The 25,731-nt window shown below is 60.5% G+C and carries 30 protein-coding genes; 23 read left to right on the top strand and 7 right to left on the bottom strand.

Translation table 11 applies throughout. From position 1 onward, the window contains the following. Position 1: 1 nt before the first annotated feature. Genes B9A19_RS19510 through tssJ form a run of 6 tightly spaced genes read right to left on the bottom strand, consistent with a single transcriptional unit; the run spans position 2 to position 9,632 of the window. Positions 2-2,086, bottom strand: a complete 2,085-nt coding sequence (locus B9A19_RS19510; protein ID WP_217807124.1) for a serine/threonine protein kinase — start codon at positions 2,084-2,086, stop codon at positions 2-4. Further along, entirely contained in the window at positions 2,083-2,781 is a 699-nt protein-coding gene (gene tagF / locus B9A19_RS19505) for a type VI secretion system-associated protein TagF (protein WP_084092834.1), read from the bottom strand. The genes B9A19_RS19510 and tagF overlap by 4 nt, the downstream gene beginning before the upstream one ends. Further along, entirely contained in the window at positions 2,778-6,404 is a 3,627-nt protein-coding gene (tssM, locus tag B9A19_RS19500; protein ID WP_084092833.1) for a type VI secretion system membrane subunit TssM, read from the bottom strand. The genes tagF and tssM overlap by 4 nt, the downstream gene beginning before the upstream one ends. Beyond that, on the bottom strand, positions 6,401-7,702 hold the full coding sequence (locus B9A19_RS19495) for a DotU family type VI secretion system protein (protein WP_084092832.1): 1,302 nt from the start codon (positions 7,700-7,702) through the stop codon (positions 6,401-6,403). The genes tssM and B9A19_RS19495 overlap by 4 nt, the downstream gene beginning before the upstream one ends. Then, positions 7,699-9,063 (bottom strand): type VI secretion system baseplate subunit TssK, encoded by a 1,365-nt coding sequence (tssK, locus tag B9A19_RS19490; protein ID WP_084092831.1) that lies wholly within the window; start codon positions 9,061-9,063, stop codon positions 7,699-7,701. Before tssK ends, B9A19_RS19495 begins: the two co-directional genes overlap by 4 nt. Positions 9,064-9,065: 2 nt before the next feature. Next, positions 9,066-9,632, bottom strand: coding sequence for a type VI secretion system lipoprotein TssJ (tssJ, locus tag B9A19_RS19485; RefSeq protein WP_217807122.1), 567 nt, complete (start codon positions 9,630-9,632; stop codon positions 9,066-9,068). 266 nt (positions 9,633-9,898) lie between these two features. Here tssJ and B9A19_RS19480 point away from each other — a divergent pair, with 266 nt between their 5' ends. The 3 genes from B9A19_RS19480 to B9A19_RS19470 are packed head-to-tail and all read left to right on the top strand — an operon-like array spanning position 9,899 to position 12,946. Continuing rightward, a complete protein-coding gene (locus tag B9A19_RS19480; RefSeq protein WP_176217026.1) occupies positions 9,899-10,333 on the top strand; it encodes a TssQ family T6SS-associated lipoprotein in 435 nt (144 codons plus the stop codon). Between the two features lie 58 nt (positions 10,334-10,391). After that, positions 10,392-12,200 carry a type VI secretion system-associated FHA domain protein TagH gene (gene tagH, locus B9A19_RS19475; RefSeq protein WP_217807121.1) on the top strand — a complete coding sequence of 603 codons (1,809 nt, stop codon included), beginning with the start codon at positions 10,392-10,394 and terminating at the stop codon, positions 12,198-12,200. Continuing rightward, the gene (locus tag B9A19_RS19470; protein WP_084092828.1) at positions 12,194-12,946 is read left to right on the top strand and encodes a PP2C family protein-serine/threonine phosphatase; all 753 of its coding nucleotides are present in this window, start codon (positions 12,194-12,196) and stop codon (positions 12,944-12,946) included. The genes tagH and B9A19_RS19470 overlap by 7 nt, the downstream gene beginning before the upstream one ends. Before the next feature lie 191 nt (positions 12,947-13,137). Here B9A19_RS19470 and B9A19_RS22325 read toward each other — a convergent pair whose 3' ends face one another. After that, a complete protein-coding gene (locus B9A19_RS22325) occupies positions 13,138-13,497 on the bottom strand; it encodes a hypothetical protein (protein ID WP_139799008.1) in 360 nt (119 codons plus the stop codon). Between the two features lie 178 nt (positions 13,498-13,675). Between B9A19_RS22325 and B9A19_RS22320 the strand changes: the two genes are divergently transcribed. The 20 genes from B9A19_RS22320 to B9A19_RS19385 form a co-directional block, all read left to right on the top strand. Further along, the gene (locus B9A19_RS22320) at positions 13,676-13,867 is read left to right on the top strand and encodes a hypothetical protein (protein WP_139799007.1); all 192 of its coding nucleotides are present in this window, start codon (positions 13,676-13,678) and stop codon (positions 13,865-13,867) included. Further along, positions 13,864-14,055, top strand: coding sequence for a hypothetical protein (locus tag B9A19_RS19465; RefSeq protein ID WP_084092827.1), 192 nt, complete (start codon positions 13,864-13,866; stop codon positions 14,053-14,055). Before B9A19_RS22320 ends, B9A19_RS19465 begins: the two co-directional genes overlap by 4 nt. Beyond that, positions 14,042-14,335 carry a hypothetical protein gene (locus B9A19_RS22830; protein WP_217807120.1) on the top strand — a complete coding sequence of 98 codons (294 nt, stop codon included), beginning with the start codon at positions 14,042-14,044 and terminating at the stop codon, positions 14,333-14,335. The genes B9A19_RS19465 and B9A19_RS22830 overlap by 14 nt, the downstream gene beginning before the upstream one ends. After that, positions 14,332-16,125 carry a replication endonuclease gene (locus B9A19_RS19460; protein WP_217807119.1) on the top strand — a complete coding sequence of 598 codons (1,794 nt, stop codon included), beginning with the start codon at positions 14,332-14,334 and terminating at the stop codon, positions 16,123-16,125. The genes B9A19_RS22830 and B9A19_RS19460 overlap by 4 nt, the downstream gene beginning before the upstream one ends. Positions 16,126-16,142: 17 nt before the next feature. Continuing rightward, positions 16,143-16,391 (top strand): hypothetical protein, encoded by a 249-nt coding sequence (locus B9A19_RS19455; protein WP_084092825.1) that lies wholly within the window; start codon positions 16,143-16,145, stop codon positions 16,389-16,391. Then, on the top strand, positions 16,391-16,717 hold the full coding sequence (locus tag B9A19_RS19450) for a hypothetical protein (RefSeq protein WP_084092824.1): 327 nt from the start codon (positions 16,391-16,393) through the stop codon (positions 16,715-16,717). The genes B9A19_RS19455 and B9A19_RS19450 overlap by 1 nt, the downstream gene beginning before the upstream one ends. Before the next feature lie 171 nt (positions 16,718-16,888). After that, complete coding sequence (locus tag B9A19_RS19445; protein WP_084092823.1) at positions 16,889-17,392, top strand: hypothetical protein; 504 nt, start codon at positions 16,889-16,891, stop codon at positions 17,390-17,392. Next, positions 17,364-18,017: a hypothetical protein gene (locus B9A19_RS19440; protein WP_084092822.1), complete on the top strand. Its 654-nt coding sequence runs from the start codon at positions 17,364-17,366 to the stop codon at positions 18,015-18,017. The genes B9A19_RS19445 and B9A19_RS19440 overlap by 29 nt, the downstream gene beginning before the upstream one ends. Before the next feature lie 316 nt (positions 18,018-18,333). Then, positions 18,334-19,128 carry a major capsid protein P2 gene (locus B9A19_RS19430; protein WP_084092820.1) on the top strand — a complete coding sequence of 265 codons (795 nt, stop codon included), beginning with the start codon at positions 18,334-18,336 and terminating at the stop codon, positions 19,126-19,128. Between the two features lie 11 nt (positions 19,129-19,139). Next, on the top strand, positions 19,140-19,418 hold the full coding sequence (locus tag B9A19_RS19425) for a hypothetical protein (protein WP_084092819.1): 279 nt from the start codon (positions 19,140-19,142) through the stop codon (positions 19,416-19,418). Next, positions 19,418-19,723: a hypothetical protein gene (locus B9A19_RS19420; protein ID WP_084092818.1), complete on the top strand. Its 306-nt coding sequence runs from the start codon at positions 19,418-19,420 to the stop codon at positions 19,721-19,723. Before B9A19_RS19425 ends, B9A19_RS19420 begins: the two co-directional genes overlap by 1 nt. Next, positions 19,708-20,118: a hypothetical protein gene (locus B9A19_RS19415; protein WP_084092817.1), complete on the top strand. Its 411-nt coding sequence runs from the start codon at positions 19,708-19,710 to the stop codon at positions 20,116-20,118. Before B9A19_RS19420 ends, B9A19_RS19415 begins: the two co-directional genes overlap by 16 nt. Beyond that, positions 20,102-20,728, top strand: a complete 627-nt coding sequence (locus B9A19_RS19410; protein ID WP_084092816.1) for a hypothetical protein — start codon at positions 20,102-20,104, stop codon at positions 20,726-20,728. The genes B9A19_RS19415 and B9A19_RS19410 overlap by 17 nt, the downstream gene beginning before the upstream one ends. Continuing rightward, positions 20,729-21,301 carry a hypothetical protein gene (locus B9A19_RS19405; RefSeq protein ID WP_084092815.1) on the top strand — a complete coding sequence of 191 codons (573 nt, stop codon included), beginning with the start codon at positions 20,729-20,731 and terminating at the stop codon, positions 21,299-21,301. Continuing rightward, positions 21,301-21,708, top strand: a complete 408-nt coding sequence (locus tag B9A19_RS19400) for a hypothetical protein (protein WP_084092814.1) — start codon at positions 21,301-21,303, stop codon at positions 21,706-21,708. The genes B9A19_RS19405 and B9A19_RS19400 overlap by 1 nt, the downstream gene beginning before the upstream one ends. Then, on the top strand, positions 21,705-21,887 hold the full coding sequence (locus B9A19_RS22310; RefSeq protein ID WP_139799005.1) for a hypothetical protein: 183 nt from the start codon (positions 21,705-21,707) through the stop codon (positions 21,885-21,887). The genes B9A19_RS19400 and B9A19_RS22310 overlap by 4 nt, the downstream gene beginning before the upstream one ends. Beyond that, the gene (locus B9A19_RS19395; protein WP_084092813.1) at positions 21,884-22,195 is read left to right on the top strand and encodes a hypothetical protein; all 312 of its coding nucleotides are present in this window, start codon (positions 21,884-21,886) and stop codon (positions 22,193-22,195) included. The genes B9A19_RS22310 and B9A19_RS19395 overlap by 4 nt, the downstream gene beginning before the upstream one ends. A gap of 70 nt (positions 22,196-22,265) precedes the next feature. Next, entirely contained in the window at positions 22,266-25,280 is a 3,015-nt protein-coding gene (locus B9A19_RS19390) for a Tn3 family transposase (protein WP_084092812.1), read from the top strand. After that, the gene (locus B9A19_RS23530; protein WP_505579040.1) at positions 25,280-25,435 is read left to right on the top strand and encodes a hypothetical protein; all 156 of its coding nucleotides are present in this window, start codon (positions 25,280-25,282) and stop codon (positions 25,433-25,435) included. The genes B9A19_RS19390 and B9A19_RS23530 overlap by 1 nt, the downstream gene beginning before the upstream one ends. 81 nt (positions 25,436-25,516) lie before the next feature. Further along, a partial coding sequence (locus B9A19_RS19385; RefSeq protein WP_139799004.1) for a leucine zipper domain-containing protein occupies positions 25,517-25,731 on the top strand: 215 nt, incomplete at its 3' end.

Raw genomic sequence — 25,731 nt, 5'->3', positions numbered from 1 at the left:
CTCATTCAAAACTGTGGGCGATTTCGGCATTGGTCGCGCCTGGCGCAATCACCAGCTTGGTGCGCCACGGCGTCAGGCTGCCGTTGCGTACTTCGATGTCGTAGCTGCCGGGGGCCAGCGAGAGCGACTTGAGCGGCGGGCTCACGCCGCGCTTGCTGCCACCGACGTACACCTCGCCCCATGGCGAGATGCGCAACTTCACCGCAACAGCCCGGCCCGCAGCTACAGACGTCGTCGCGGCTGCATCCGTGCCGGTGGCTGGGGCAGTGGTCGGCACGGCGCTTTCGCGCTGGACCGCGGCAGCCAGCAACTTGCGGGCTTCGGTTTCGTGCTTGCCGTCGATGTATTGCTGCAGATAGCGCTGATAGGCCTCGGCGCTGTTGCGCTTGCGTGCCTGTGCCCAGTCGCGGGCTTCGAAGTCCGGTTGGGTGGGGACGACGGTAGGTACTTCTGCTACCGGGGCGACCACTGCGGCGGCACTGGCCGGCTCGCTGGCAGCGGCGGGCGGCACTACCGTCGGCACCGGGGCCTCGGTCGGGGCCGGGGCAGCTTGTGGTACGGCAGTCGCTGCTACCGGTTGAGCTGCGGTTTCCAGCTTGGGTGCGGCAGCCGGCAATAGCCACCAGCCCAGCCCGCCAGCCAGCACAAGAACTGTCGCGCCGGCAATGAGCAACCAAGGGCGTTTGCCACGCCTGGGCTTTGCCGGAGCAGGGGCCTCGTTTGGGCTAGCTGGCTCAATTGCGGGCCCTGTTGCCACCGCTTCCGCCGCGACGGGTGCGGACTGCGGCACGGCATCTGCGACTTCGGGCGAGTCGGCGGGAGCAAGCAATACATCGTCGAGGTTCAACGGTGTGGCGGCAGGCAGGTCGCCGGGTGCGGCGTGCACGCCGGGTTCAGGCGGCTCTGTAGCCAGGTGCTGCGCCAGCGCAGCAGCCACGGAAGGGGCGGCTTCTGCGTGCGATGCCAGCGCTTGCACATTCGCGCTAGCCTCTGCGGCTGGTTCGGTCTCCGCAACCAGCGCCGCGCCCAGTTCAGCGGCAGCTGCTACTGGCAGGCTGTCGGCTGCTGGTACCGCGACCACCGGCATTGCCACCTCGACCAGGACAGGCGCTGCTTCCGCAACGACTGGCAAGGGCGGGGTGCCGCTTTCGGGCACGCTGTACTGCCCCGGCGCTGTGGACTGCAAACCCAGCAGCACGGCGAATTCGGCCACTGATTGTGGGCGATCCACCACGCGCAGCTGCAGGGCCTGATCGGCCGCATGCAACAAGCGCGGGCTGTAACTGAGGGCACGCCGAGCCAGCGGCACGTAACGATCCTGAATGCTGCGCACGACGGCCGCATGCGGCAGCTCGCCGCATACCAGCACGTGAATCACGGCCCCCAAGGCATACAGATCGGTCCACGGTCCCTGGCGGAAGGCTGGGTCGTCGGTGTATTGCTCGATGGGGGCATAACCGGACTTGAGCATGACCGCGCTGTCGTCCACCAGATCGCCGATCAGTTTGCGTGCGGCGCCGAAATCCAGCAGCACCGGACGGCCATCGGGCTGGATCAGGATGTTGTCGAGCGCGATGTCGCGATGGAAGCACTGCGCACGATGCAGCGTTTCCAGCGCGCCCAGCAGCGCTGCCATCAGGCGCATGATTTCAGACTCGGGCAACGCACGGCCACCGCTCAGGCGCTGCTTGAGCGTTTGCCCCTCATAGAACGGCGTGGCCATATAGGCCGTGCCGTGGTCTTCCCAGAAGCGCAGTACCTTGATCAGCCCCGGGTGATCAAACTGCGCCAGCAGGCGTGCTTCGTTGATGAAGCCGGCTTGCCCGGCGAGGAAAGTGGCCGAGAACCGCTCGCTGCGCAATGTCACAGTCAGATCGCTGCCGCGCACCGCCAGCATGCTGGGCATGTATTCCTTGACCGCCACCACACGCTGCAAGGCGTGATCGAAGGCACGGTAAACAATGCCGAAGCCGCCTATGCCCAGGATGCCGGTCAGCTCCAGCTCGCCCATGCGGTGGCCGACGGGCAACGGCTGCGCATTGCTGTTTTGCGTTTGGCCGGGGTCCAGAACGGTATCCAGATTCACGATAGATATCCCTGCTGAGGCCCGAACAGGCGGGCGAACAATGCGTTGGTCATCTGGCCGGTATGCGCATAGGTTTGCAGCGGCGAGCCATCGCTTTGATTGGTCCACCAGAAGCTGGTCATGCCGGCCGGCTCGAAATAGAGCGAAATGCCGGGCCAAGCCAAGCCCTGGCCAGCGGTGTCGCCGCTGTTCAGGACGGCGAGGATGTCATTGCTGGCGAGCGGAGCGGCCGAGCTGGCCCAGCGCGCCGGGGCAGACTGCAACATGCTGTCCAGCTGTTCCGGCGAATGGCCATGGCGTATGGCCGCCAGAATGGATTCGCCCAGTTGTCGGTAAAGCGGCCCCGCCCGCTCCAGCTGCGCAGCGTCAAAGCCGGTCGCAGGCAGTGACAGCACGGCAGCTAGGGGAAAATAACGGCCGACGCGATCACAGCTGGGCGCCAGCGCACCCAGCAGCACGCCATCGAAGCCCAGTCCGGCCGGGATCAGGAAATTCCAGACCGGCGCCACCGCATAGTGGCGTGGCAGCATGTCATCGCTGATCTGTTGCAGCGCGGTCAGCCCGCCCAGCATCCAGTGCTCCCAGGCGCGCGTCAGCACGTAGGGCAGTTGCCGGGCAACGAAATCGCCAGCGGACGGGATCTTGCCGTACCAGCCTATCGTGGGCGCGGCCAGCATATGCGCGGCTACGTTCATGAACGCCCCGGGCACGAGAAGGATTCGAGCTGCGTCAGATGGAATGGGCTGCGCACGCTACTCGCCGTAACTTCGAAGGCCACCTTGCTGCCGCCGATGTCAAACGTGGCGATCATCTGTTCCGGCACGCGCCCAGGTGTGAGCACGGCACGATCAAACATGCGGTGCATGGCCCAAGGGCCTTCGGTCACAAAGCCGCCGCTATTGCCGCTGGCACCGGTGGTCTGCACGCGGATCTGGTTGCTGCCGCGCGTGCCGGGCCATTGCACCTGGGTGCCGACCTGCGGCCCATGGGCGTAGCGGACGATCTGGCCATCGATATCCAGCACGATCTGGCTGATATTGGCGTCCATCTGAACCGGCTTGATCTCGACCCGCACCGAGGGGGTACGGGAACCGCCGGAGAAATACACATCGCGGATGACGGCAGCCCGCTCGAAGGCGGCAAGGAAATTGGCACGGGCACCGTTTTCGCCCTTGAAGCGCCATGGCCGCGCGGCCGTGTCGACCTGGGTGGCCAGATGTTTCTGGAAGAAGTCGTCCATCATCCCGGCCGGGGCAAACAGCTGGGCGAAGTCGCCGGGCGCCATGTCCCGCGCCGAACCACGGGCCAGCGGGTAGCGGCCATCTGCAGCCTGATGGCAAAAATCACCGATGTTGGCCGAGGCATCCTGTCCGAGCTGCTGTTGCACCACATGGGCCACATTTCCGTTGGAGGCATTGGCCAGATCGCCCAGCATGTTGCGGAACGGCTCGGGCAAACGGCCAGCCTCCGCACGGATCTTGCTCAGCACCTCGTCGGAGGGCGGGGCATTGCCGCCGCGCAGCGCGGCATCGGTCGCGGTAAGGAAGGTATACAGCTCGTTCAATGTATCGCGCACGCCGGCAATCGGCGCTGGAGCGCCCTTTTCTCCGGGGCGGGTGAACTGGCGCAGGCCGGCAAAGCGCTGGTCGACCAGCAATTCCTGCTTGTCGCCAGGCTTGCCACTGCCCGCCTTGTCGGCCGAATCGGGCTTGCCGAACACGTCTTCCAGCGAGGCGCGCGTATCGCTGACCTTGTCCTTGGCCTGATCGATCAGTGTACGGTCGTCATCGTCCTTGTCGCGCACCAGCGTGGTTTCACGCGAGGCAGCGGTCATGAAGCGCACCAGCGGGGAGTCGGCTGCTGACAGGGTGCGGGCAATCTGGATGTTCTGCGCCAGATCCTTGCCGCTGCGCAGGCGCATGTCGGCCAGATAGCCTTCCCACGCGGCGATATAGTCGGTGAAGTAGAGGCGTTTGACCTCGCGCGACCAGTTGGCAATCGCCTCCGGGCTGGCCACCTCGGGCTGGCGCGGCGCCAGTACCCAGGCTTCTTCGAGCCCACGACGCGCGACGGTTTCGTCCACGCGCGGGGCAAAGACATCCCAATAGCCCTTGTAGCTGAAGATACCCGGCACACCGTTATTCAGGCTGGCCCCACTGGCGCGCTGGAACACCAGGGGAGCTTGCGGACCAACCGCATCGGCGGCGTTGAATTCAACCAGCCTGTCATCGCGGCGCAGCGCGCGCTTCATGCCGCTGTAGATGCGCTCGGCCAGCGTATGTTTCTGCAGCCGCTCGCGCACTTGCGCCACCAACGCATCATCACGCGCATAGGGCGAGCTGACGGCACGACCGCTGAACAGGCGCTTCAGGTGCTGCGACAGCACCTCGCGCTGCGCACGGGTCACGTCGCGGCCGAGGCTGCGCTCGATATCCAGCGACAGCCAGGCCTCCAGGAACGCCGCATCGTAGTGCGCAGCGTCATACAGCATCAGATAGGCCTTGAGCGTGCTGTATTCGAACTCGATGTCGTTCTGTGGCGCGTTGCGCAGGCCATCCTCCAGTCGCCGCGCCAGCAGTGGCAGCAAGGTGTCTTCCAGCGCGCGGTCATAGGCGCCATCTGCTGCTGCGCGCAGCTTGTCACCCTGGAACAGGCCCAGCCGGTAGCTCAGCGGCGGGCTGTCGATATTGAACTCGGTGCTGACCGGCAGCGCGCGCAGCTTGTCCAGCGTTGGCATCACTTCGGTAACTTGGGCGCGGTCACCCAGTTTGACGTTGCTGATCTGCGCCGCCACGCCAGGCAAGCGGGCGGCCACCTCGGCCACATAGCGCTGGTTGTTGTGATAGCTGGCTACCCAGCCCAGCGTTAGCACCAGCATGCCCACGCCAACGGCCACATAACCGGCACGGCGCAGCCAGGATTGCTTGCGCTGCCAGCGCTCGTTGCTGCCGGCAATGCCGGCCTCCTTGAAAATCACGTCCTGCATCAGGCTGCGCAGGAAGAAGCTGCGACCCGGTTCGCCCAACTGCTGCGGGCGCTGCTGGCTATCGACTTGCAGGAAGCGCTTCAGCCCGCCCATGACGCGGTCAAAAACGGTGCCTTCCTGCGTGCCACTGGTGAAATAGACACCACGCAGCAGCGCACTGGCTTCAAACCTGGATTCGCTGAACACCTGCTCGAGAAACTGCGCCAGCAGCGCTTGCACGCCAGCGAACTCTTGCGGCAGCAGATAAGCCAGTTCACGCTGGCGCGGGTCCAACTCGGCCAGCATCTGCTCGGGCAGGCCGGCATACAGGCGTGCCAGCAGTTGTGCATATTCGGTGGCGAATACCTGCTTGAAATCGAAATTGCCTGCCTGCACCGCCGCCAGCGGAAAGGTCATGCCCCAGACCTGTGCGCGCTCTTCGCGGCCCAGCTGGTTGAAATACTCGGTAAAACCGGCCAGCAGATCGACCTTGGTTACCAGCACATAGACCGGAAACTGGATACCCAGCTGCGTACGGAGCTCTTGCAGGCGTTTGCGTAGCGTCAGCGCGTGCTGGGTGCGTTCCTGCTCGCCCGCGCCAAGCAGGTCGGCCATGCTGATGGTGAGGATGGCGCCGTTGATGGGCTGGCGGGCGCGGTACTTTTTCAGCAGATCGACAAAACCCTGCCACTCGCCCTGATCCTGCTCGCGGTTGCTTTCCTGCATGGTGTAGCGGCCGGCGGTGTCAATCAGCACTGCCTCATTGGTGAACCACCAATCGCAGTTGCGCGTGCCACCCACCCCCCGCACTGCGGCCTTGCCGAATTGTTCGGCCAGCGGGAAATCCAGACCGGCATTGACCAGCGCCGTGGTCTTGCCCGAACCGGGCGCGCCGATAAAGACGTACCAAGGCAGTTGATACAAATACTGCGGCGAGAAGCGATCCAGCCAGCGGGCCAGACCGGTGCCGCCCTGCGGCCGGAACTGTGCGGTCTTCAGCCGTTCTGCGGCTTCATCAAAACGGCCGCGCAGCTCTTCCAGATGCGGGTTGACTACTGCTTCTGCGGCATTGGCACGCGGACCGGGAGTGCGAATCTGGTTCAGCAATTGCGCATTGAGCTGGGCTGCGCGCCAGGTGCGGTACAGCACCCGGGCCAGCCAGATGGTGAAAATCAGCCCGATCAGCAGCCAGCGCACCAGCGCGCTTTCCAGCGGATGAAAACGCCCAATGGCGACCAGCGGGCCAACAAGCCAGATCAGACAGGCCAGCAGGATCAGCCCCAGCAATACCCACAGGTGGCGGCTGAAGATCAGCCCCAGCGCGCGGGAGAAGAAATTCATGATGCCGCTCATGGCTTGGCCTCCACTGCCATTTGGCCTGGCTGGACGAGCAGGGTGATGTCTACCCGGCGGTTGCGGGCACGATTGGCGGCGCTATCGTTGGGGGCCAATGGGTCGGCCGAGCCACGCCCTTCAGCACGGACACGCGACGCATTGCTCAACCGTGCCAGTACCTGTGCCTTGACGGTATCCGCGCGTGCCTGCGACAGCTCCCAATTGGACGCAAAGCGCAGCCCGCGTGTCGGCACGTCATCGGTATAGCCGGTGACCACGACAGCCCCTTCGACGGTATTGAGCGCGTCGCCGATACGCGCCAGCAGCGGCTGGTAGCGCTCGATCACCGTTGCTGCGCCGGAATCGAACAGGCCATCGCCACGCAAGGTCACAATGCTGCGGTCGGCGTCTTCGCGCACGGTGACCAGCCCGGCGCGGATTTCCGGCTCCAGAAACTGTGCCAGGCGCGGTTTGATCACCGGCTTGGCCGCCGGGGCGACGCTGAGCACGCGCGGCATGCGCAGCTGGTCGATGGCCGCGAATGTTTCGTCCGAACGGCTGGCCAGCAGCATTTGCAGTACGGTGAAGATCAGCAACGCAAGCAGTGCGGCAGAGACCGCCACCACCCAGACCGGCAAGGCCCGTTGCACCGTCGGCGGCGCCACGGTGTCGTCGCGCCAGTGTGCAGAGAGCGGGCGCGCATATTCGCCGCGCGTGCTTTGTATCATCTGCAGCAGGCGCTGCTTGAGCGCATCGAGCTGCGAGCGGCCGTGGTCGAGCACGCGGTAGCGCCCCTCGAAGCCCAGCATCAGGCAGAAATACTGCAGTTCCAGTAAATCGATATGCTGTTGCGGCTGCTGAGACAGGCGTGCCAGCAGCTGGAAGAATTTCTCCCCGCCCCAGGTTTCGTTGTGGAACGTCACCAGCAAGCTATGTGCGGACCAGATGCCCGCGCCGCCCCATGGCGTCAGCGTGGCCGCTTCATCCAGCGTGGTGCACAGGCAGTAGCGTGCCCCGATGATGGTTTCTGTCGGCACGCCGCTTTCTCGGGCGCGCAGCTCGAACTGGCGCAGCTCGTCCAGCAACTGCGCGCGCAGGCGTGCAGGATCAGCGTGATGTACAGTGGCACGTATCTGTGGCACCAGATTGAGCAGCGGGTTGGCTGCAGCCACCAGCGGGTTGCTGCCGCTGATGATGCGCTGCACCGGCGGTGCGGCCACCGGCGGCATGCTGGCTTCGGCTCTGCCGCCCGGGTTGGGTGGAACAAAACCGTTGCCCAGCGGGTGGGCCGGGTCGAGGAGGGTACCGGTGCTCATGCGCGTATCGCCCAGAATTCCATCGTCAGGCAGGGGAATTCACCGGCCACGTGCAGCGCCAGACCGCCTGATTTTTCCAGCTGTTTCCAGTACTCGCCGCTCTTTTCCAGCTCGAAGTAGCTGAAACCGGCGTGATAGGGCAACTGGCGTGGTGCCACTGGTAGCAGGCGCAAACTGATGCCGGGCAGTTGTAGCAGCACCAGATCGCGGATGCGCTCGACCGCGCCCATCTTGAGCTGGGCCGGAAAACGCGTGCGCAGCAATTCGGCCGGCATGTCGGCGTTGACCGCCAGCACAAATCCCGCTTGCTGCAACAGGTCGAGCGACGGGATTTGCGCCACGCGCACGCCGTTACCACGATCCTGCAGATCAATCGGGATGGCATTCTGCTCGAGCACGCTGGACAGGGAGCGGCGCAGTTCGACCATCAAGGGGATAAAGGTGCTGGCCAACGCATCGTGCTGATAGTCGGGCAAGACGAGCGGGCGGCGCTTTTCCGCCGTATAGGTAGCCAGATCACAGGCAAGCTTGAGCCAGTCGCCAAACAGCTGCATCGGGTGCAGCACGGCAGCTTGTCGTGCTTGCCAAGTAACGGCGGTGTAGCGGTTGACCAGCTCAAGCAGCAGGAAATCCGCCACTTCGGCCACGCCGCCCCGGCCGGGGGCCGACAGCCGTTCGGCCAGTGCATCACCGCGCTGGCCCAGCAGGCCGTGCAACTCATCCAGATAGCTGCGCAGCACCGGGTGGCGCGTGCCGGCCAGCAGCGGCGGGATGTAATGTTCATCCAGCAGCACTTGCCCGTCGTTGCGACGATCCAGCACACGAACCACGCCGATGGACTGCCAATCGCCATTGAGCGATGACGCAGGCATCAGGCGCAGGTCAAGCCTGCCGATCTGCAGCACGGCCGGGCCATAGGCCATGCTATTGGCATCTTCGATTTCGAAATCGTTGACGGCGTAGCGGGTCCAGCCGGCATCCGGCGTGGCTTGCCAGCTGATTTCATCCGCACCGGCACGCCAGAGTGGCAGCGCCAGCACGATCAGCTCGTCTTTCAAATCAACGCCGATATCCAGCGCAGCCGGCATGGTGCTGGCATCGAACGCAAACGGTGTCCCGTCCGGCATGACGCCTTGCCCGGCAACCAGCGCGATTTTGCCAAGCGCCAGGGCGGCCCGATCCAGCTCCAGCTGCTGCCAGCCCCAATGAAAGCCTTGCAGCGGTGCGCAGCGCGCCTGCACATAGTGCTCGAAGTAACGCTCCATCTGCTGGAAGTGGTGCGGGCGCAGGAACATGCCCTCGCTCCAGACGACGCGCTGATGCAAGGCTGAAAGAGCGGAAAGCGGACGATGGGATTTCATGCTTATTTGGCAACCGGCAATAAATCGATTCCGCCATTTTTGATGGCGACCCGTACTTTCAATTGATCCGGTGATGTTTGCCAGAATTTATACAGATTCAATTGTTTGGGTGGCGGCAATGGAATGACTTTGCGCCAGCGGTTGGCTTCAAGATCGCGATACTCGGCAATCAGGCCGATGCTGCGAGCATCCACGCTGCCGGGGCGATTAAACAGTTTTTTCTCTCCCGGGCGCATGATGATACGGTCCGTGGCAATCATTTCCTGCCCCAATACCTGTTCCGGCTTGTCTTGCAGACTGAAAAAGCTACTGGCTTCAAATGCAGCATCCGCACGCAGTTCAAATACCCGGATCACGATCGGGGACGGGCGGTTTTTTATATCGGGATTAACATTGGCGTCGGCAAGCAACTCAACCTGATAGGGGATGGCTGCAGCACGCTCGGTTGATGCACATCCCAGTAAAACCAAGGGAATACATAGTGCAAAACACACTAGCCCCCTGGTTGCCATGCTGATTGAGCGCAAATGACACCTCGTGCGCAATAAATAAGTAAATGGACTGTACATGCCACCGATGCATTTGATGAAAAGGCCACTTTTGTCAAATAGCCATTAAAAAACCAACAACACTGCCTGTTCGCACAAAAGGCTATCCGTGATTTATTTCAAAACAAAGACAGAAAAACTTCAATTTAATGAATCGTCATATTTGTAAAATAAAGAAATACTGTGGTTACCTAAATTTACAAGCACTCCGTTCTAAATAGTGCAATCAGAAACAAAAGCGTCATTAAATTTTGTCGGCCGCATGTAATATTACGGGACTGTATGTGATGTCGATAAACCCAATCGGACTTTATGATATGAAAGCTAAAAACGGCTTGCTCTACCTTGCGGCAATTGCACTTGGTTTTTTGCTTACGGCTTGCCAGAGCCCGCCCGCGCCGCATGTCGGTGAAGCTGCCCAGCCCAGTACTCAACGCATCGCCCAGGCCGCACTGGACGAAGGCGCCAGGCAATATGAGGCAGGCAATTTTCAGGGTGCGATCAAGGTGTTGAGCACAACAGGCGAGATCAACCTGGCCAAACCAGATACACAGATCAAGGCACACAAACTGCTGGCTTTCAGCTACTGCGCCACCGGCAAGACGTCGTTCTGCCACGCCGAATTCGTAAAAATCCTGTCCATCGACCCCGGCTTCAAGCTGTCTGAGTCGGAAAGATCACATCCGATCTGGGGCCCCGTATTCGAGTCGATACGCAAGTAAGGCCAGCGCTTTCAACAACTAGGGGTGCGTGCTTGCCCACGTGCCGGGATGCTTATTGATGATGCGATTGACCGTACTCAAGCACGGAAGTCTGGCGGTGCAGCCGCCGCAAAGCGTGTTGTTCGAACCGCCCGGCGCCACAATAGGGCGGGGCACCGACAACCATCTGGTGTTGCTGGATGAGACACGCCAGATATCACGCCTGCAGGCCTCGCTGCGGATAGATGCAAGCGGTGCCTACCTGAAAAACCTCAGTAGCGTGTGCCGCATCGACATCAATGACTGTTCACTGCCCAGCAATGAGGAGCAGCGCCTGCAAGCAGGCGATCTGATCAGCATTGGCATCTACCTGTTGCGCGCGGAAAATCCGGAACAAGCCATGCAGGCGGCTGAAATCGTTACTACCCCCATCGCTGTCGATACCGCGCCGCCAGCACCATTGCCAAGCACCCCGCCTGTTTCAGCTCGGCCAGATACCATGCCAGCCACGGCCCCTTTGGCTGATTTGCTGCCAGACCAAGGAGCGACCTCCACGGGCAGTTTTCTGGACCTGTTTGCCGAGCCGCCTGCTGCGGCGGTGCATGCGCCGACCCAGAGCAGCCATCTGCCTGGTCCCCTGCATGCGACCCCGGCCGAACCAGCTACGCCGCCGCAGGTGCCATTGCCCGCCTCGGTAGTACCAAGCCAGACTGCGGCCACCTTGCCACCGGCCGCATTCTGGGACAGCCTGGTGGCGGAGTTTGCACCCGATACGACGGCCCCTGCACAGTTTGATCGCAATGATCAGGTCCACGCGCCGCTCACTGTTGCAGCCCCAGCACCACAGCCTGCGCTAGCCACAGAACCGGCACTTGCCCAGCTACAGGGACTGCCGCTGGACCCGCTCGACTTGTTTGCCGCGCAGCCTGGAACTCAGGAAAGTGCCTTGTTCAGCGATGACGCCGGCGTGCATACGGAATTGGGGCAAGACCCGCTGGGGCTGGCCACCATGAATGCCGTTACGCCGATACAGGCGCAGAATACGCATGAGATTGCCGGGCATTTCTCGGCGCCACGCCTGACTGAGCCCGCACCGGAACATCAGGCCGTCAGCCACACGAGCAGCCAGGGAATCGCAGCACCACAAGAGACGCCGCCCCTCGTCGCAGCTGCAGTGACACACGCTAAAGCTGCGCCCAAACCGGAGGCGCCGCTCACCCCGTCATTCGCAGGAACAGCATCAGCCACAGCACCGCATCTACCTGCGAGCACAACTGTTGCTGATGCAGCCTTGCTTTGGCGCGCGTTTGCCGAAGGCGCCGGGCTTGAACTTGACGAGCGGATTACGCCGGCACAATGCCAGCAGGCCGGGCGCATGCTGTCGGGCATGCTGGCCGGAACGATGGAACTACTTGCCAGCCGCACCATCATCAAGCGCGAGGTCAAGGCTGATCTGACCATGCTGCTTGACCGCGAAAACAATCCCCTCAAACTGCTGCCGGATGCGCAGACCGTGCTCAAGCAGATGTTCGGCCCGCCATTTCCCGGCTTCATGTCGCCGGAGCAAGCGCTGGCGGATGCATTCAATGATCTGCATGCACATCAGCTTGGCATGCTGGCCGGGATGCGCGCCGCCTTGAGTCAACTGCTAAAGGATGTCAGCCCGGAGCAGATTGGCGTGCAGGCTACACAAGGTGGCTGGCATACAAAGTTGCTGCCTTATCGGCAGGGGCATCAAGCCTGGCTGCACTACCGGCGCTTGCACCAGACAATGCTGCACGCGGTAGAAGACGATTTTCACCGCGTGTTCGGCAATGCCTTTCTGGCGGCCTACGATGCGGAAATCGAGCATTACCGTCATCAGCGCAAAGGGGCATCGGCATGCTGAAATTGACCACAGCCCAATGCTCGCATGCAGGTATGCGCGAGAACAATGAAGATGCATTGGGCATTCGGATACGCGAGCATGACGCCTGCTTTGTCTTGAGTGATGGCGTGGGGGGGGAAACCGGGGGAGGGCATGCCGCCAAACTGGCCATCCACGCAGCGCTGACCGCATTTGAAAGCCATATGGCCACCTCTGTACATGAGCTGGCGGGCCATACCCTTGCCGCAGCCCATGCCGCGATTATTGCCGACCAGGCCCGTCATCCTGAACGATCCCGCATGGCAGCCACGATCATCGGGCTGTTTTTTGATCGCGCCTTGGGACAAGCGCAATGGATACATGCAGGCGACAGCCGCTTGTACCATTTCCGGCGCGGTGTGCTGATCAACAGGACTGAAGATCACAGCCTGGTTGCCCAATTGGCGGCAGCCGGCTTGCCGCATGATCGCGTCAATCCCAATTTGCTCAGTCAAGCGCTTGGCCACGCAAACCCGACACCTGCTCGGCCCCAGCACATCCAGCAACTGGAAGACGGTGATGCCTACTTGTTATGTACCGATGGATTCTGGCATGGACTGCTTGATCATGAGCTGGAATGCCTGCTGCAGCTGGCAGGTAGTGCTCAAGACTGGATTACCTTGCTGAGTTACCGTGTCGACCAGCAAGGCGCGCGAGACAATTACTCAGCCATTGCGGTATGGGTTGGCGATCCACAGTCGATTACGTTAACGCGGATCGCCGCATAGCCCGAGCGCATAGGTGCTGGCAACACCTCGTCTAATACCACGGCGCCAAGACCCGCTTGCACAAGCAGATTGCTACTGAAGGCGGGGTGACGTAGGTAGTTACAGAGACATGACGCCAAAGCACGCAATACCATTAAAGCCATCATAAATTCTTATAATGTATATTCCGTAATGTATGGGACAGTTTTAGCTTACGGAATCAGGCGGGGCAGGGGCGACACTTTTGCAGTGATCGCCTTTTTTTCTGTGCATGATTTCTTAATGTTTTCATACACTTGCTGCCCGCCCAGCTTGGCATAGATACCAAGCCAGATGGCCTTACTTATGGGGTCGTTGCTGCGTTCTGCTTGCATCGCCGCATATATCACGCTTACGTCAGCATCAAGCAAGTCAGCCACTTTACGGGCTGTCGGATCGCCTAGTGCAATGTTGTGATTCTTCCAACCATACGCGCTGTTTTTTGTGACTTCAAGTAGCTGGGAAACGCTGTAGTCACTGGTAAGGCAATACCTTGTTTTCAAAGCGGAAATAAGGAAGTGAGTGGTAATCATTTTTGGCCGCTCCGGCGTAATTTAGCTACAGAAAAACACTTTTGGGTATTGAGGGCAACGGGGTAAGGTCGCTTCCCCGGTAGGGTCTGCTTCCCCTAAATTCCGCTCCATCTGACAGGCACAAGGCGCATTTGCCTGTGACTTTTGCGGATGCGGGTAATCTAGGGGAAAGCAATCAATGTCGGCGTTACTGTCTATCCACGATGTGATGCGGGTCACGGTCAATCAACCGGAGAGCCACGGCGTAGGGTCGTTGCAGGTAGTAACACAACGAATTGAGCTGTTTACCGCATCGGGCGAAACCGTTGCTTTCGATGCCGTGTTCTGCCGCAAGGCGGAAGCCGCTGCACTGCAGGGGCCGAAGCAATGAAGCCGCTGGGTATCGATCGTGTCGTCGTAGAAGATGTGAAGAAGGGGGCATTGCCGGGGGGAAGGTGGGCTGCCTTTCAGAAGGTGGTGCTTGAGCTGGAGGGCGGCGGCAGGGTGTCGGCAATTGTCGTGCTGGATAGGCGTGGTGACGTCATCAAGATCATGGATGTCGCCAATGAACCCGCATGACCTACCGCCAGAACTCGCAACCCCAGGTTTCCTTTCTGTGGCCGACCGCGAGCTGTTGATACGCCTGTTTGACCAGTTGCACGAATACGGCGGGCAGCTGGATCGCGTATGCAACGCCGTCATGCTGCGTGGCATTTCCGGGTTCACCCCGGCCGAGCTGCGCATGATTGGCAACGCAGCCGGCATGCTCGCCGACAGGGTAGACCTGCGCCTGACCCAAGACCACGCGGCGCGGGCTATCGCCAAGCGCACCAGCACCCTTACCAAAAAAGCAGCATGAACGCGGTAGCGGAAAGACGGGTTCGGCGCGAAGCGGCCGACCTTAGCAAACTGCTGTCCGGCGTTCCGTATTCGCTCAAGTCCAGCTTGGGCCGCGAGTGGCGCAAGCTGCGTGGTGACGGGCAGGGCAACGATGCGCTACGGGCGGCAAACACGTTCGTCCGTGAGTTCGCTGCCGAGCTGCGCACATCGGCGCTGCCAATGGCTGCTGACGATACCGACATTGCCGGGATCGCACGCCGGCAGGCATATCGCCTGTCGCTCATGCACAAGCGTGGCGCTGGCACACATGATGTGCTGGCCGAGGCCGGCCGCATGGGCATCCTGCTGCGCCCGACCAACGAAGAAGAGGCCGAATTTCTGGTCAAGCGCGTTGGCGACGAAACATGGTGGCGTGGCCGTCTGCGCCGTGCTGTCACTGCGGCTGTCGAGCATGCACATATCCGCCTCGGTGACGTGCACCGCAAGCGCTCGGCCTATCTGACGGATGACACCAGCAAGCGCATCAAGAAGCGCCGCGAGGCCGCACGCAAGGCGCTGGCCGCTGCTACGGCCACGAATGAAGCCGGCTATTCCGCGACGCTGGAGGAAATGAGCAAGCGCAGCGTGGCAAACCCGGCCATACGCCGTACCGAACTTATGGTGCGCGTGCGCGGCATGGAAGAGCTGGCAAAAGAGGCCGGGTGGCCGGGCCTGTTCCTGACCCTGACCGCGCCCAGCAAATACCACGCGCATAGCCGCAAATACAACGGCGCCAGCCCGCGAGAAACACAGACCTACCTGTGCACGGTTTGGCAGCGCATGCGTGCCCGATTCAAGAAGGCCGGTCTGGCGCCGTTCGGCGTGCGCGTTGCCGAGCCGCATCACGACGGCACGCCACATTGGCACCTGCTGCTGTGGGTGCCGGAAGAACAGCAAGACGACCTGCTGCGCATCATGCGCGAGGGCGCACTTGCGGAGGATGGCGACGAGCCAGGCGCAAAGCGCCACCGCTTCACGGTCAAGCGGATTGACCCGCGCAAGGGTTCGGCAGTCGGCTACATCGCCAAATACATCGCCAAGAATATCGACGGTGCCGACATCGGCGACGGCGACCACGAAAGCGGGCTGTCGGCCAGCGAGGGCGCATTGCGCGTCAGCGAGTGGGCCAGCTGCTGGCGCATCCGCCAGTTCCAGCCTATCGGCCAGCCACCGGTCACGGTGTGGCGCGAGCTGCGCAAGGCGCCAGTTGCTGCCGGTGCTGATTGCATCCTGCTGGGCGACATGCACCGCGCCGCCAACGTGGGCGACTGGGCGGCATTCTCGTCTGCATACCGCTCGCTGCAGGGCGTCAAGATCGGCTTTGAAGGGCAGGACGTTGCCGACACGGTAACGGGCGAGATGGTCGAGCCGCGCAACCGCTACGGCGAACCGGTCTTTGTCCGTGCGGCGGTGGTCGTGCGCGACGCGGCCGGCAACGTGGTCGAGCGCATCCAGACCCGCCTTCATGAATGGTCGGTCAAGTGGGGCCGTAGCGACGTAGCGGAACCGGATCAGCCGAGGGCTTTTGACTTTCAGCGCAGCGCAGCGAGCACTTGGACTGGTGTGAATAACTGTAACCAGCTCGCCGAAGCGCGAGCGCTGGATACCGATATCGCAGCTACTTCCGCTGCGTGGGAAATCGAATTGCAGGGGGCAATTCGGGACGTTTGGGGGCCGGGTGGCATACCGGCGCATTTACAGGGGCCGAAGCGGCCACAAGGACAGCCGCCCGAGGGCGGGCGGCACGTGAAACCAAGGGGAAGGCCATGACAATGGAAAGGGCAGCATTGAGCGTTTTTCGGACGAGTTCGGCGGGCTATGCGGAGTGCCGCAGCAAGCTGGGCGAGGCACGCGAAAAGATCAAGGCAGCAAACGCATTCAACGCCAAGGCGGCGGCGGATGAGTTCGCGGTATGGGCGTTGGCCACGCTGGATGCAATGCGGCTGGAACAGACCGGCGAGCTGAAAATTATCGACAGTCGCTTGAGCGAGCTGGAACGCCGCGCCGGCATCCTGACCCATAGCGAGGCCGGCTGATGGCCCGCCCGCCGCGCAAGCTGCTGGGCGTGGCCGCATGCCCATGCTGCGGGCTGGATGCGCCGGTAAAGGAACAGGGCAACGGATACGCCATTCTCGTCTGCGGCATGTGTGACGGCCACGTGCAGGCCAAATCGCCGCAGTCCGACGCCAAGCTGCGCGCCAAGATCAAGCAGCCCCAGGATGAAAAAGTGCCAGAAGTGGCACCGCCTGCACATGCTGCGCCGGCACCGGCACCGCCGCGCAAGCAGCCGAATCCGGCCGCGCCACGCGAGGGCGGCTCGTTCCTTGATGCGCTGGGTGGCCTGCTGGCCGGGGCTAGCTGATGGGCACATGCAGCACACACACATGCCATTTCTCCGTCTGCATCGATAACGAGCGCAGATGGAAAAAGCCGAATTGCCCCAACTGCGGGGCACAGAAGCAAACAACAGACCGGGAATGCAGCTACTGCGGCACCCGGTGCGATTTGAACCAACCTTGGGAGGGTTGCAGCAATGAACGAAGTGAACAGCTTTGACAGTGGCGCGGTGGGACAAAATCGCGATTCTGGTTTTGACCAGCTCGCTGCATTGGAGGGCCACGCCGCCGCACTGGACAGCGATATCGCGGCCCAGTACGCACCCCCCGGTGACACGGCCGGCGAGGCGGCTGCGGCCATCGGCGGCTATGACGCGGCCTTGGAAGCCCGCACGCTGCTGCAGGTGGCGCGGGAAGCGCTGGCGCCGATCTACCCCAGCTTGCGCGCCGTCTACAGCGACGAAACGTGCGAGCGCATCGCGCAGGCTGCCGCGCCGGTCATGCACAAGTACGGCGTCACGGCCGGGGGCATTTTCGAGAAGTGGGGGCCGGAGTTGGCGCTCGCCGTGGTGGTGGTGCCGGTTGGCATGCAGACGGTAAAGGCGATCCGCCACGACCGCGAGCAAGCCGCACTGGCTGCCCAGCAACCCAAGCCCAAGGAAGCGCCAGCCAATGAGCCGCAAGCCGTCGCCGCAGCCTAAATCTGATCGTTCCAGAGAGGCCAAGATTGAGGCCGTACTGGGCGCGGCCGGCGCGGGGAAGACCACGTATGTGATGCGTGAGCTTGACCGTCTCAAGCCGCAACGGCTGCTGATCTGGGATACCAAGGGCGAGTTTGGCAGGGAAGGGTATGGGGTGGTCTGCCGCAGCATGGCAGACGTGGTGCGCAGGGTGCGTGCCGCAGGCAGCGGCGGGTTCAAGATCGCGTTTATCCCGGATGGCTCGCCGGCCCAGATCAAAGAGGCATTTGATGTATTCGCCCAGCTGGCCTTTGTCGCAAAGAACCTGACCATCGTTGCCGAAGAGTTGGGCGACGTGTGCGACGGCGGCAATTGCAAATCGCCAGGCTGGCGACGGGTGATTACGCAGGGGCGCACCGAAGGGCTGCATATCTACGCACTCAGCCAGCGCCCGACGCTCATCGACAAGAACACCCTTGGCAGTGCATCGATAACCCGTTGCGGGCGGCTCAACTGGGTCAACGATGCCAAGGTGATGGCAAACATCCTGCGCACCAGTGCAGACGAATTGCTCGATATGGCACCGCTGCAGTTCATTCAACGCACTGACCGAGGGGAGGTTACGCGGGGGAAACTGACGTTTTAGTGTGATTTACGCCACATTTTCGGGCCGGATTTGGGGGAATCCGGCTTTTTTTTCGTCCTGATTCCGGGCGCGGTACAGCACCGGCAATGCATGCACGATGCATCACCTATGCATTGCCGATGCTGCTTTGCCCGATTTGCCCATTTCCCTGAACCTGAAAACACGCGGCGGGGGCCGTGAACAAACAACAGGGAGCAATCACAACATGGGCAACGTCAAGGCATTTGCCATTTTTGCGCTGAAGGTCGCCGCCGTGCTGGCGCTGGTCAACCGCGTACCGAAACTGAAGTCGGCCGTATACGGCTAAGGGGATCGCATGAGTCTCCACAAGAAAGAGCTTCCGTTCTTCAACGTCGCTGCCGGCAGCACTGCAACACTGCAACTGCCGCTCGGCCCGACGTATGAATACATCCTGCTGCAGATGGCCGGCACCACGTTCAGCAAGTTGCACATCACCGATATCCGCGTGAAGATCAACGGCAAGACCATGCACCAGTGCAGCGGTGCCGATCTGGAATCGATGAACGCATATACCGGCTTGGCCACGAGTGCCGCATTCCTGCAGCTGGACTTTACCGAGCTGTTCGCCCGCGATCAGGTCGGCCAGTCCATTGGTGCGCTCGGCACTGCGGCCGGCGTCTCGGCGGTCATGATCGAGGTCGATATTGCCGGCACTGCCGTTGCGCCGTCGCTGACCGCGTACAGCGTCACCAGCGCACCCAAGCAACTGGGCGTCGTCAACAAGCTCATCAAGTACCCGGTGAACATCGGCGGTGCTGGCAAGTGGCCGGTACAGCTGCCGTATGGCCCGCAGGGCGGTTCCATCATCAAGCGCGTCTACGTCAAGTCGGCCAACATAACCGGCCTTGAAGTGAAGCTGAATGGTGTCGTGATCCACGACAGCGTGAAGGCGTCGAACGAATTCGCCCAAACGCTGAACCGCAAGACACCCCAGGGCGGCTGGTACGTGTGGGATCCCATCGTGGACAACAACCAGACCGACATGGTGAACACCACGGGCGCAACGTCGTTCGAGTTCAACGGCTACTTCAGCGCCAGTGAGGCCATCACGGTATACGTCGAATACATCGACGCACTCGGCAACCTGTAAGGGGGTGCGCGATGGCGAGCGATAGCGAAGACGTGGCGGTGGCCGACTCGGGCGGCTGGTCGAAGCTGATTCAAGGGATCATCGGCAATGCCGCCAATGGCTACCTGTACAACCGGTTCGGCGCGATCAGCGACGGCGAAAAAGTCTACCTGAAGGGCGATAACGGCGACTTGTACCCGGTGGGCCAGCCCACTCCGAACAGCGGGGGCACGGCAACGGCTAAAAGCATGCTGCCGTACATCGCCATTGGCGGGCTGGCGCTGCTGGTTGTCGTGATGGTGGCGCGCTGATGGCTGACGGTTTGAGTCTGGATTGGGCCAGCGGCCTGATGGGTGGGCTTGGCGGGCTGGCGCAAGGGCTGTCGGGCGGGCCGTCGTCGGCCAAGTCCGACGTCTCGGGCAGCTTGAACCCAAATCTCGAAGGGGATTGGATCGTCAACTTTTCCGGCACGCAAAACGCGACGACCGGCAAGCGGGAAACCGGCAACGGGGCAACGTCCGGGTTGGACGGTGGCGGGCTGGGCAACACCGGCCTGCTGCTGGCCGGTGCTGGCGTCCTGCTGCTGGTACTGGTGATGGCATGGAAACGGCGTTGACCGTATGCCAGGCGGAGTGGGAGGGCTGGCATACAACCCAGCTCGCCCGCGCTGCTGGCGATCCCGACGTGTGCGACGTCGAGCACTACCGGCAAATGGTCGCTGAACGCACCGCGCGCCTGTACGACGTCTACCAGTCCGGCCGGCGCGTCGCCTGCTACCTGCTGACGGCTGAGCCGCTGCCGGTAGGTGGCCGGGAGGTCGTCATCGTGGCCGGTGCCAGCATAGGGCAGGGCTTGTACGTGCCCGTCCTGCGCATCGTCCAGCATCAGGCCGCAGGGGCCGACAGCATCCGAATTCATGCCATCCGGCCGGGGGCCGTGCGGATGGCGCAACGCGCCGGCTTTGAGCCGGTGGAAACAGTCATGAGGTGGAAGCGTGGGCAGCAGCAGTAGCAGCAGCACGAATCAGACGGTAAACAACAACGACCGGCGACAGACGCTGGACGGTTCTTTGGGGATTTCCGGCGATGGCAATTGGTTGTCGAATACCACGACAACCAATACCGACAACTCGTTTCATATGATTACGAGCCTGTCGAACTCCGGCAATACCACGACCAACTATTTGGACGGTGGGGCCATAAAGGGCGCGTTCGATTTCGGCGGGCGGGCACTGGATACCGTTGATACCACGGTGGCCGGCGCATTCGATTTCGGCAAAACAGCGCTGGACTACAACAACAAGGCATTGAATGCCAGCCTGAACGCAACTACGGCGGCGGTGAATAGCGCATTCAGCTATGGCAGCCAATCCCAGCAGCAAGCCTATCAATTCAGCACCGGCACGGTGAAAAGCGCTTTTGAGCTGATTGGCGATGCCAACCACATTACTGCCGATCTGGTGAAAAAGAATGCCGATTTGAACGCGGCGGCAGTCAGCCAGGTTGCAACCGCGTGGGATAACGCAAAACAGTTCGAAGCTGGCAAGTCGCTGGGCGATTACAAATATATCTTGCTCGCGGCGGTGGCAATTGTCGCGCTGATGGCATTCAGGAAGGGCTAAATGCAGACCTACAAAATGACGCTGCAGCCAGGCACAACATGGGTACAGCCGGCAGTCGGCAAATACTTCATGCTGGTCGAGTGCCCGCAGCAAGTGAATGTGCGCCTGAAGCTGCACGGCTCGGCGCAGTACGAAGCGACGGCGGTAGATACCGGCTTCACATCGGACGATGTTGAATACGACGTCGTGGAAATCGACGCGGCCGTGCTGTGCACAGTAAAGATTGCCGTATCGAACGGCAAGGGCAGCTACAACCGCCTGACGGGCGGATCGGTGGCGCTCACTGGCGCGGTGCAGGTCGGCACCGATACCACAATCACGCACGTCACGCCGGTGACCGTCGGCGTAGCCGCAACTGCTGTTGTGACGGCTGACGCATCGCGGCGCGGCTTGCGCCTCTACAACGCCAGCGCCAACACCATCTATCTGGGCAGCTCTGGCGTGACGGTGGCGAACGCAGCAATGCGCATCGGGCCGGGAGGCTATGTCGATGAAACGCAGGTGCCCGGTGCAGCGTGGTTCGCCATCGCCAGCGCGGCCGGCAGTGAACTGCGCGTGCAAGAGGTGCGCTGATGGGCATTTTGATTCCGGGCGGTGACGCCAACCGCATCAAAAAGCGCCAGGTCATCACGACCAGCGGCACCTGGACGGCACCGCAAAAGCTGCTCTACGCATCTATCGAGGTTGATGCCATCGGCGGCGGGCAAAACGGCACTGGCACACAAAACAGCGACGGCAAGCGCTTCAAGGGGACGATACCGGTAACGCCGGGGCAGGTGTTGACAGTGCTGATCGGCGCTGCGGCGAGCGGGCCGGGGCCGGCCGGAGACACAAGCATAGGCACGGCCGTTGCAAAGGGATCGGCAAGTGAGGGCTTTTTGCTGGGCGGGCTGAATATCGACGGCACGGCCTACTACGGGCGCGGCAGTCAGGCCACAAACGGCGCGGTGGTCGTTGAATGGTGGGAGGCGGTTTCGTGAGTGATTTTGCGATGGTGAAAAACGGCCGGGTGGCAAACGTGATCGTCGCGGATGCGACATTCGCCGCGCTGCTCGTCACGCTCGGCCTGTGCGAACAGACGTTGAACGTCGATGCGCGGCAGGACGTCGCTGTGGGCTGGCTGTGGGACGGTGCCAACTGGGCGCCGCCACCGGCATGAGTGCCGGCCGCAAGATAGCCGCGCTGGTGATTTTGGCGGGCGGAGCGTACTGGCTGCTGCAGCTGCGCAAGCAACAGGCGGGGCAAACGCAGGATACGGGCGGGTTTTTCCTGCCGGTGCCGGATTGGGCAAGCAGCGCATTCGGCTTTATCAAGACAGGATTTGAAGATTTGACAGGTGGTGGAATGCGTTCAAGCGATTGGATAAAGGGCCAATTGAAGGAAGACGAGGCACTGCGATTGGACGTCTACGAGGGGGGCAGCCGGGATGAAGCCATTTTTTCCACATCTATGCTCTTAACACTTTGAATTAAATGGGAGTATTTAATACTCCATGACTGTGTGGTAGCCTCCTTAAGCATGCTGCTCAGGAGGTTGCATGGCGTCTATCGAACGTACCGCTTATCCCGTCTTTGCCCAAAGCTACTCACTCCGAGAACTGAACTTGCACTTCACACCTGATGAAGTCGAGTTGGACTGGGTCAAAGCTAAAACTCTGACGGCAACGCTACGGCTGAACTTGGCGATCCAGCTCAAGTGTTTCCAATACCTCCGCTACTTCTCCCCTATCGAAGACATCCCTCCTGCCATCACGGAACACATCCGTAGTGTGTTCGGCTTCAGTCAACGGATTGAAATTGGCTACGAAGTGAAGAATACGCAGTACCGGCATGTGGAGGCGATTCGTGACTATCTCGGCATCACACCCGCGTATGGGAAGGCTGCCATAACGGCTGCTGAACGACATGTCGCTCAAGCTGCCCAATTGATGGACCAGCGCATCGATATTATCAATGCGGTCATCGACGGTTTGGTGCGAGACCGGATCGAGTTGCCAGCATTCAGAACCTTGGATGACCTTGCTGAAAGAACGCACGCAGAGGTCCAAGGCCGGATCTTTGATACGGTGATGGAGCGTATTTCAGCGCCGCACCTGGGTGCACTGATGCGTTTGATGCAAACGGAGGATCTGGAAGGTCGGCAAAGCGAGTACAACGAGTTGAAACGCTCGGCCCGCAAGCCGACGAAGAAACACTTAGAAATGCTGGTTGATCATCTGGAATGGCTGGAATCGCTTGGTGGCGTAGAAGATATTTTTGCGGACATCCCAGAGACGAAGGTTCGGCATTTCGCTGAGCAAGCCATGTCCTATGACGTGCGTGAGCTGAATGAATGTGCACCTCCCCGACGGTTTACGCTACTGCTAGCCTTGATCCACCGCATGCAGGTGCGAGCCAGAGACCAACTCACAGAAATGTTCCTGCGCCGCGTAGCAGCCATTCATCGTAAGGCAAAAGACGATCTTGCGCAGTTCCAACTGCGACAACGTGGGCAATTAGAAAAAGTCGCGGCCACCTTTGCCGGGGTCTTGGCAATCATCAAGCGGGAAAGCGATGATGCAGAGGCTGGTAAGGCGATCCGCGAATATGTCACGCCAGATACGGCCGAGCAGATGCTGCTTGCGTGTGAACAGATCCAGGCTAATAGCGGCAACAATTATCTACCACGCATTCTTACCCACTTCAAAAGCCACCGACCTGTCCTATTCAGGCTGATCCATCTACTCCAGATCGAGTCAGCAAGCCAAGATCACTCATTGATCGATGCGTTGGAGATCATCAAAACCTATCAAGATAAGCATCGCGTTGAATGCATCAATCAACCGGTCAAGCTTTCCTTTGCCTCTGAACGCTGGTTGAAACTGCTGCGGAGGCCTGCTGAGGGAATCATCGGCATTGACCGCCGAATGCTGGAAATTTGCGTTTTTTCGTATGTGGCCGAGGAGCTGCGGTCTGGTGATTTATGCGTAGCGGGCTCGGAAGAGTTTGCTGACTACCGTAAGCAGTTGGTGCCTTGGGCAGAATGCGTAGCAATGCTGCCGGACTATTGCGAAAAAGTAGGGTTACCCGTTACCTCAGGTGATTTCGTTGCTGGTTTGCGAGACTGGCTCAACCAGCGCGCTCAGGTACTAGATGACAAGTTTCCACACTGCCATGATGTCAGTTGGGGAAGCAATGGAGAACCCGTCCTACGCAAAACCGTTGCTCGCGAAATTCCGGACTCCGCAGTGTCATTGCAGAATGAGCTTGTACGCCGGATGCCCCAGCGCCGCATCCTGGATGTATTGGCTAACGCTGAGCGTTGGCTCAGTTTTACCCGCCATTTCGGCCCTTTGTCGGGAAACGAGAACAAGTTGCGGGAGCCTGCAGAGCGCTACTTGATGACGATTTTTGCGATGGGTTGCAATTTGGGTCCCACCCAAGCCGCCCGGCACTTTGCAAAATCTAATGTCAGCCCCCATACGCTGTCCTATGTGAATCGACGACATTTTTCGCTTGAGAATCTCAGCGCAGCTTTCCGGGAACTGACCGAGGTGTATTTGCAATTGGACTTGCCCAAGATATGGGGTGATGGTAAGACCGTCGCGGCCGATGGTACCCACTACAATTTCTACGATGAAAATCTGCTGACTGGCCAACATTTCCGTTATCGAAAGATGGGCGCTGTTGCGTATCGGCATGTTGCAAATAACTATATTGCCGTGTTCCAGCACTTTATTCCTCCCGGTGTTTGGGAGGCGATTTATGTCATCGAGGGTTTGTTAAAAGCGGGGCTTAGCGTGCAGGCCGATACCGTTCATTCAGATACTCAAGGCCAATCTGCATCAGTCTTTGCCTTTACCCATTTGCTAGGCATCAAGTTGATGCCTCGTATTCGCAGCTGGAAAAACCTCACCCTCTATCGTCCAGAAAAGAACGCCAAGTATCAACATATCAACCGTCTTTTCAAGGAAAACGTGGACTGGGAGTTACTTGAAAAACATTGGCAAGACCTGATGCAAGTTGCCATTTCGATTTATACCGGCAAAATTTCATCGGCCACACTGCTGCGAAAGCTCGGTTCGTACAGCAGGAAAAACAAGCTGTACGACGCAGCTCAGGTGCTTGGCAACATCGTTCGCACCGGCTATTTGCTGGACTGGATGGGTGATCGCGAAATGCGCCAGAATGTCACCGCAGGCACAAACAAAACTGAGTCCTACAATGGCTTTGCTAAATGGATGTCTTTCGGTGGCGATGTCATCACCGTGAACGAGCCGGATGAGCAACAAAAGCGGCTGCGCTACAATGATTTGATTGCCTCTTCGCTCATTTTGCAAAATGTGGTTGATATGACTTTGGTATTGCAAGAGATGCGGAAGGACAACTGGACTATTACCGATGAAGATCTGGATTTTTTGAGCCCATATATGACCCAACATATCAAACGATTTGGTGACTACAGCGTGACCTTGAAAGGTGCTCCTGAAAAATGGATTAGCGCTAATACCTTTCAACAGGCCGCCACTGCAGCCCGTCACGCACAGCGCAGCACCGCACCTTGGGGCAGTTGATGGACTTCCCTTCTGATTTTGCCGTGACGGCATATGGCGACGTGAGCGCTCAGCAGCTAACAGTCTTGCGCGAGCAATATGAAACCTCGGCTTTGCTTGACATAGTTGATGAGCTAGATCGCCTCAAGAGACGCCTAGTTGTGAAGGTTCAATAGGTTGTTGCGGGTGTTCACCCGGTGAGATTTTGAGAGACTGGAAATCGCCAAACCCCCAGTCACTACAGAGCCCCGATCCGGATGAACACCCATAAGAATGCCCGATTGACCTACCTTCGTCGCCTTGAAATGGTTCAAGACATCACCCAGCGGCGCCACACCGCGGAACAAGCCGGTGCCACACATGGCGTCAGTGCCGTCACCGCACGCAAATGGCTGGCCCGCTACCTGGCCGGTGGCGCGCCCGCATTGCTCGACAAATCCTCACGCCCAGCCCGTTCGCCACGCACCATTTC

It is taken from the genome of Andreprevotia lacus DSM 23236 (assembly GCF_900176275.1).
Taxonomy (GTDB): domain Bacteria; phylum Pseudomonadota; class Gammaproteobacteria; order Burkholderiales; family Chitinibacteraceae; genus Andreprevotia; species Andreprevotia lacus.
This window is presented reverse-complemented; position numbering and strand designations above follow the sequence as displayed.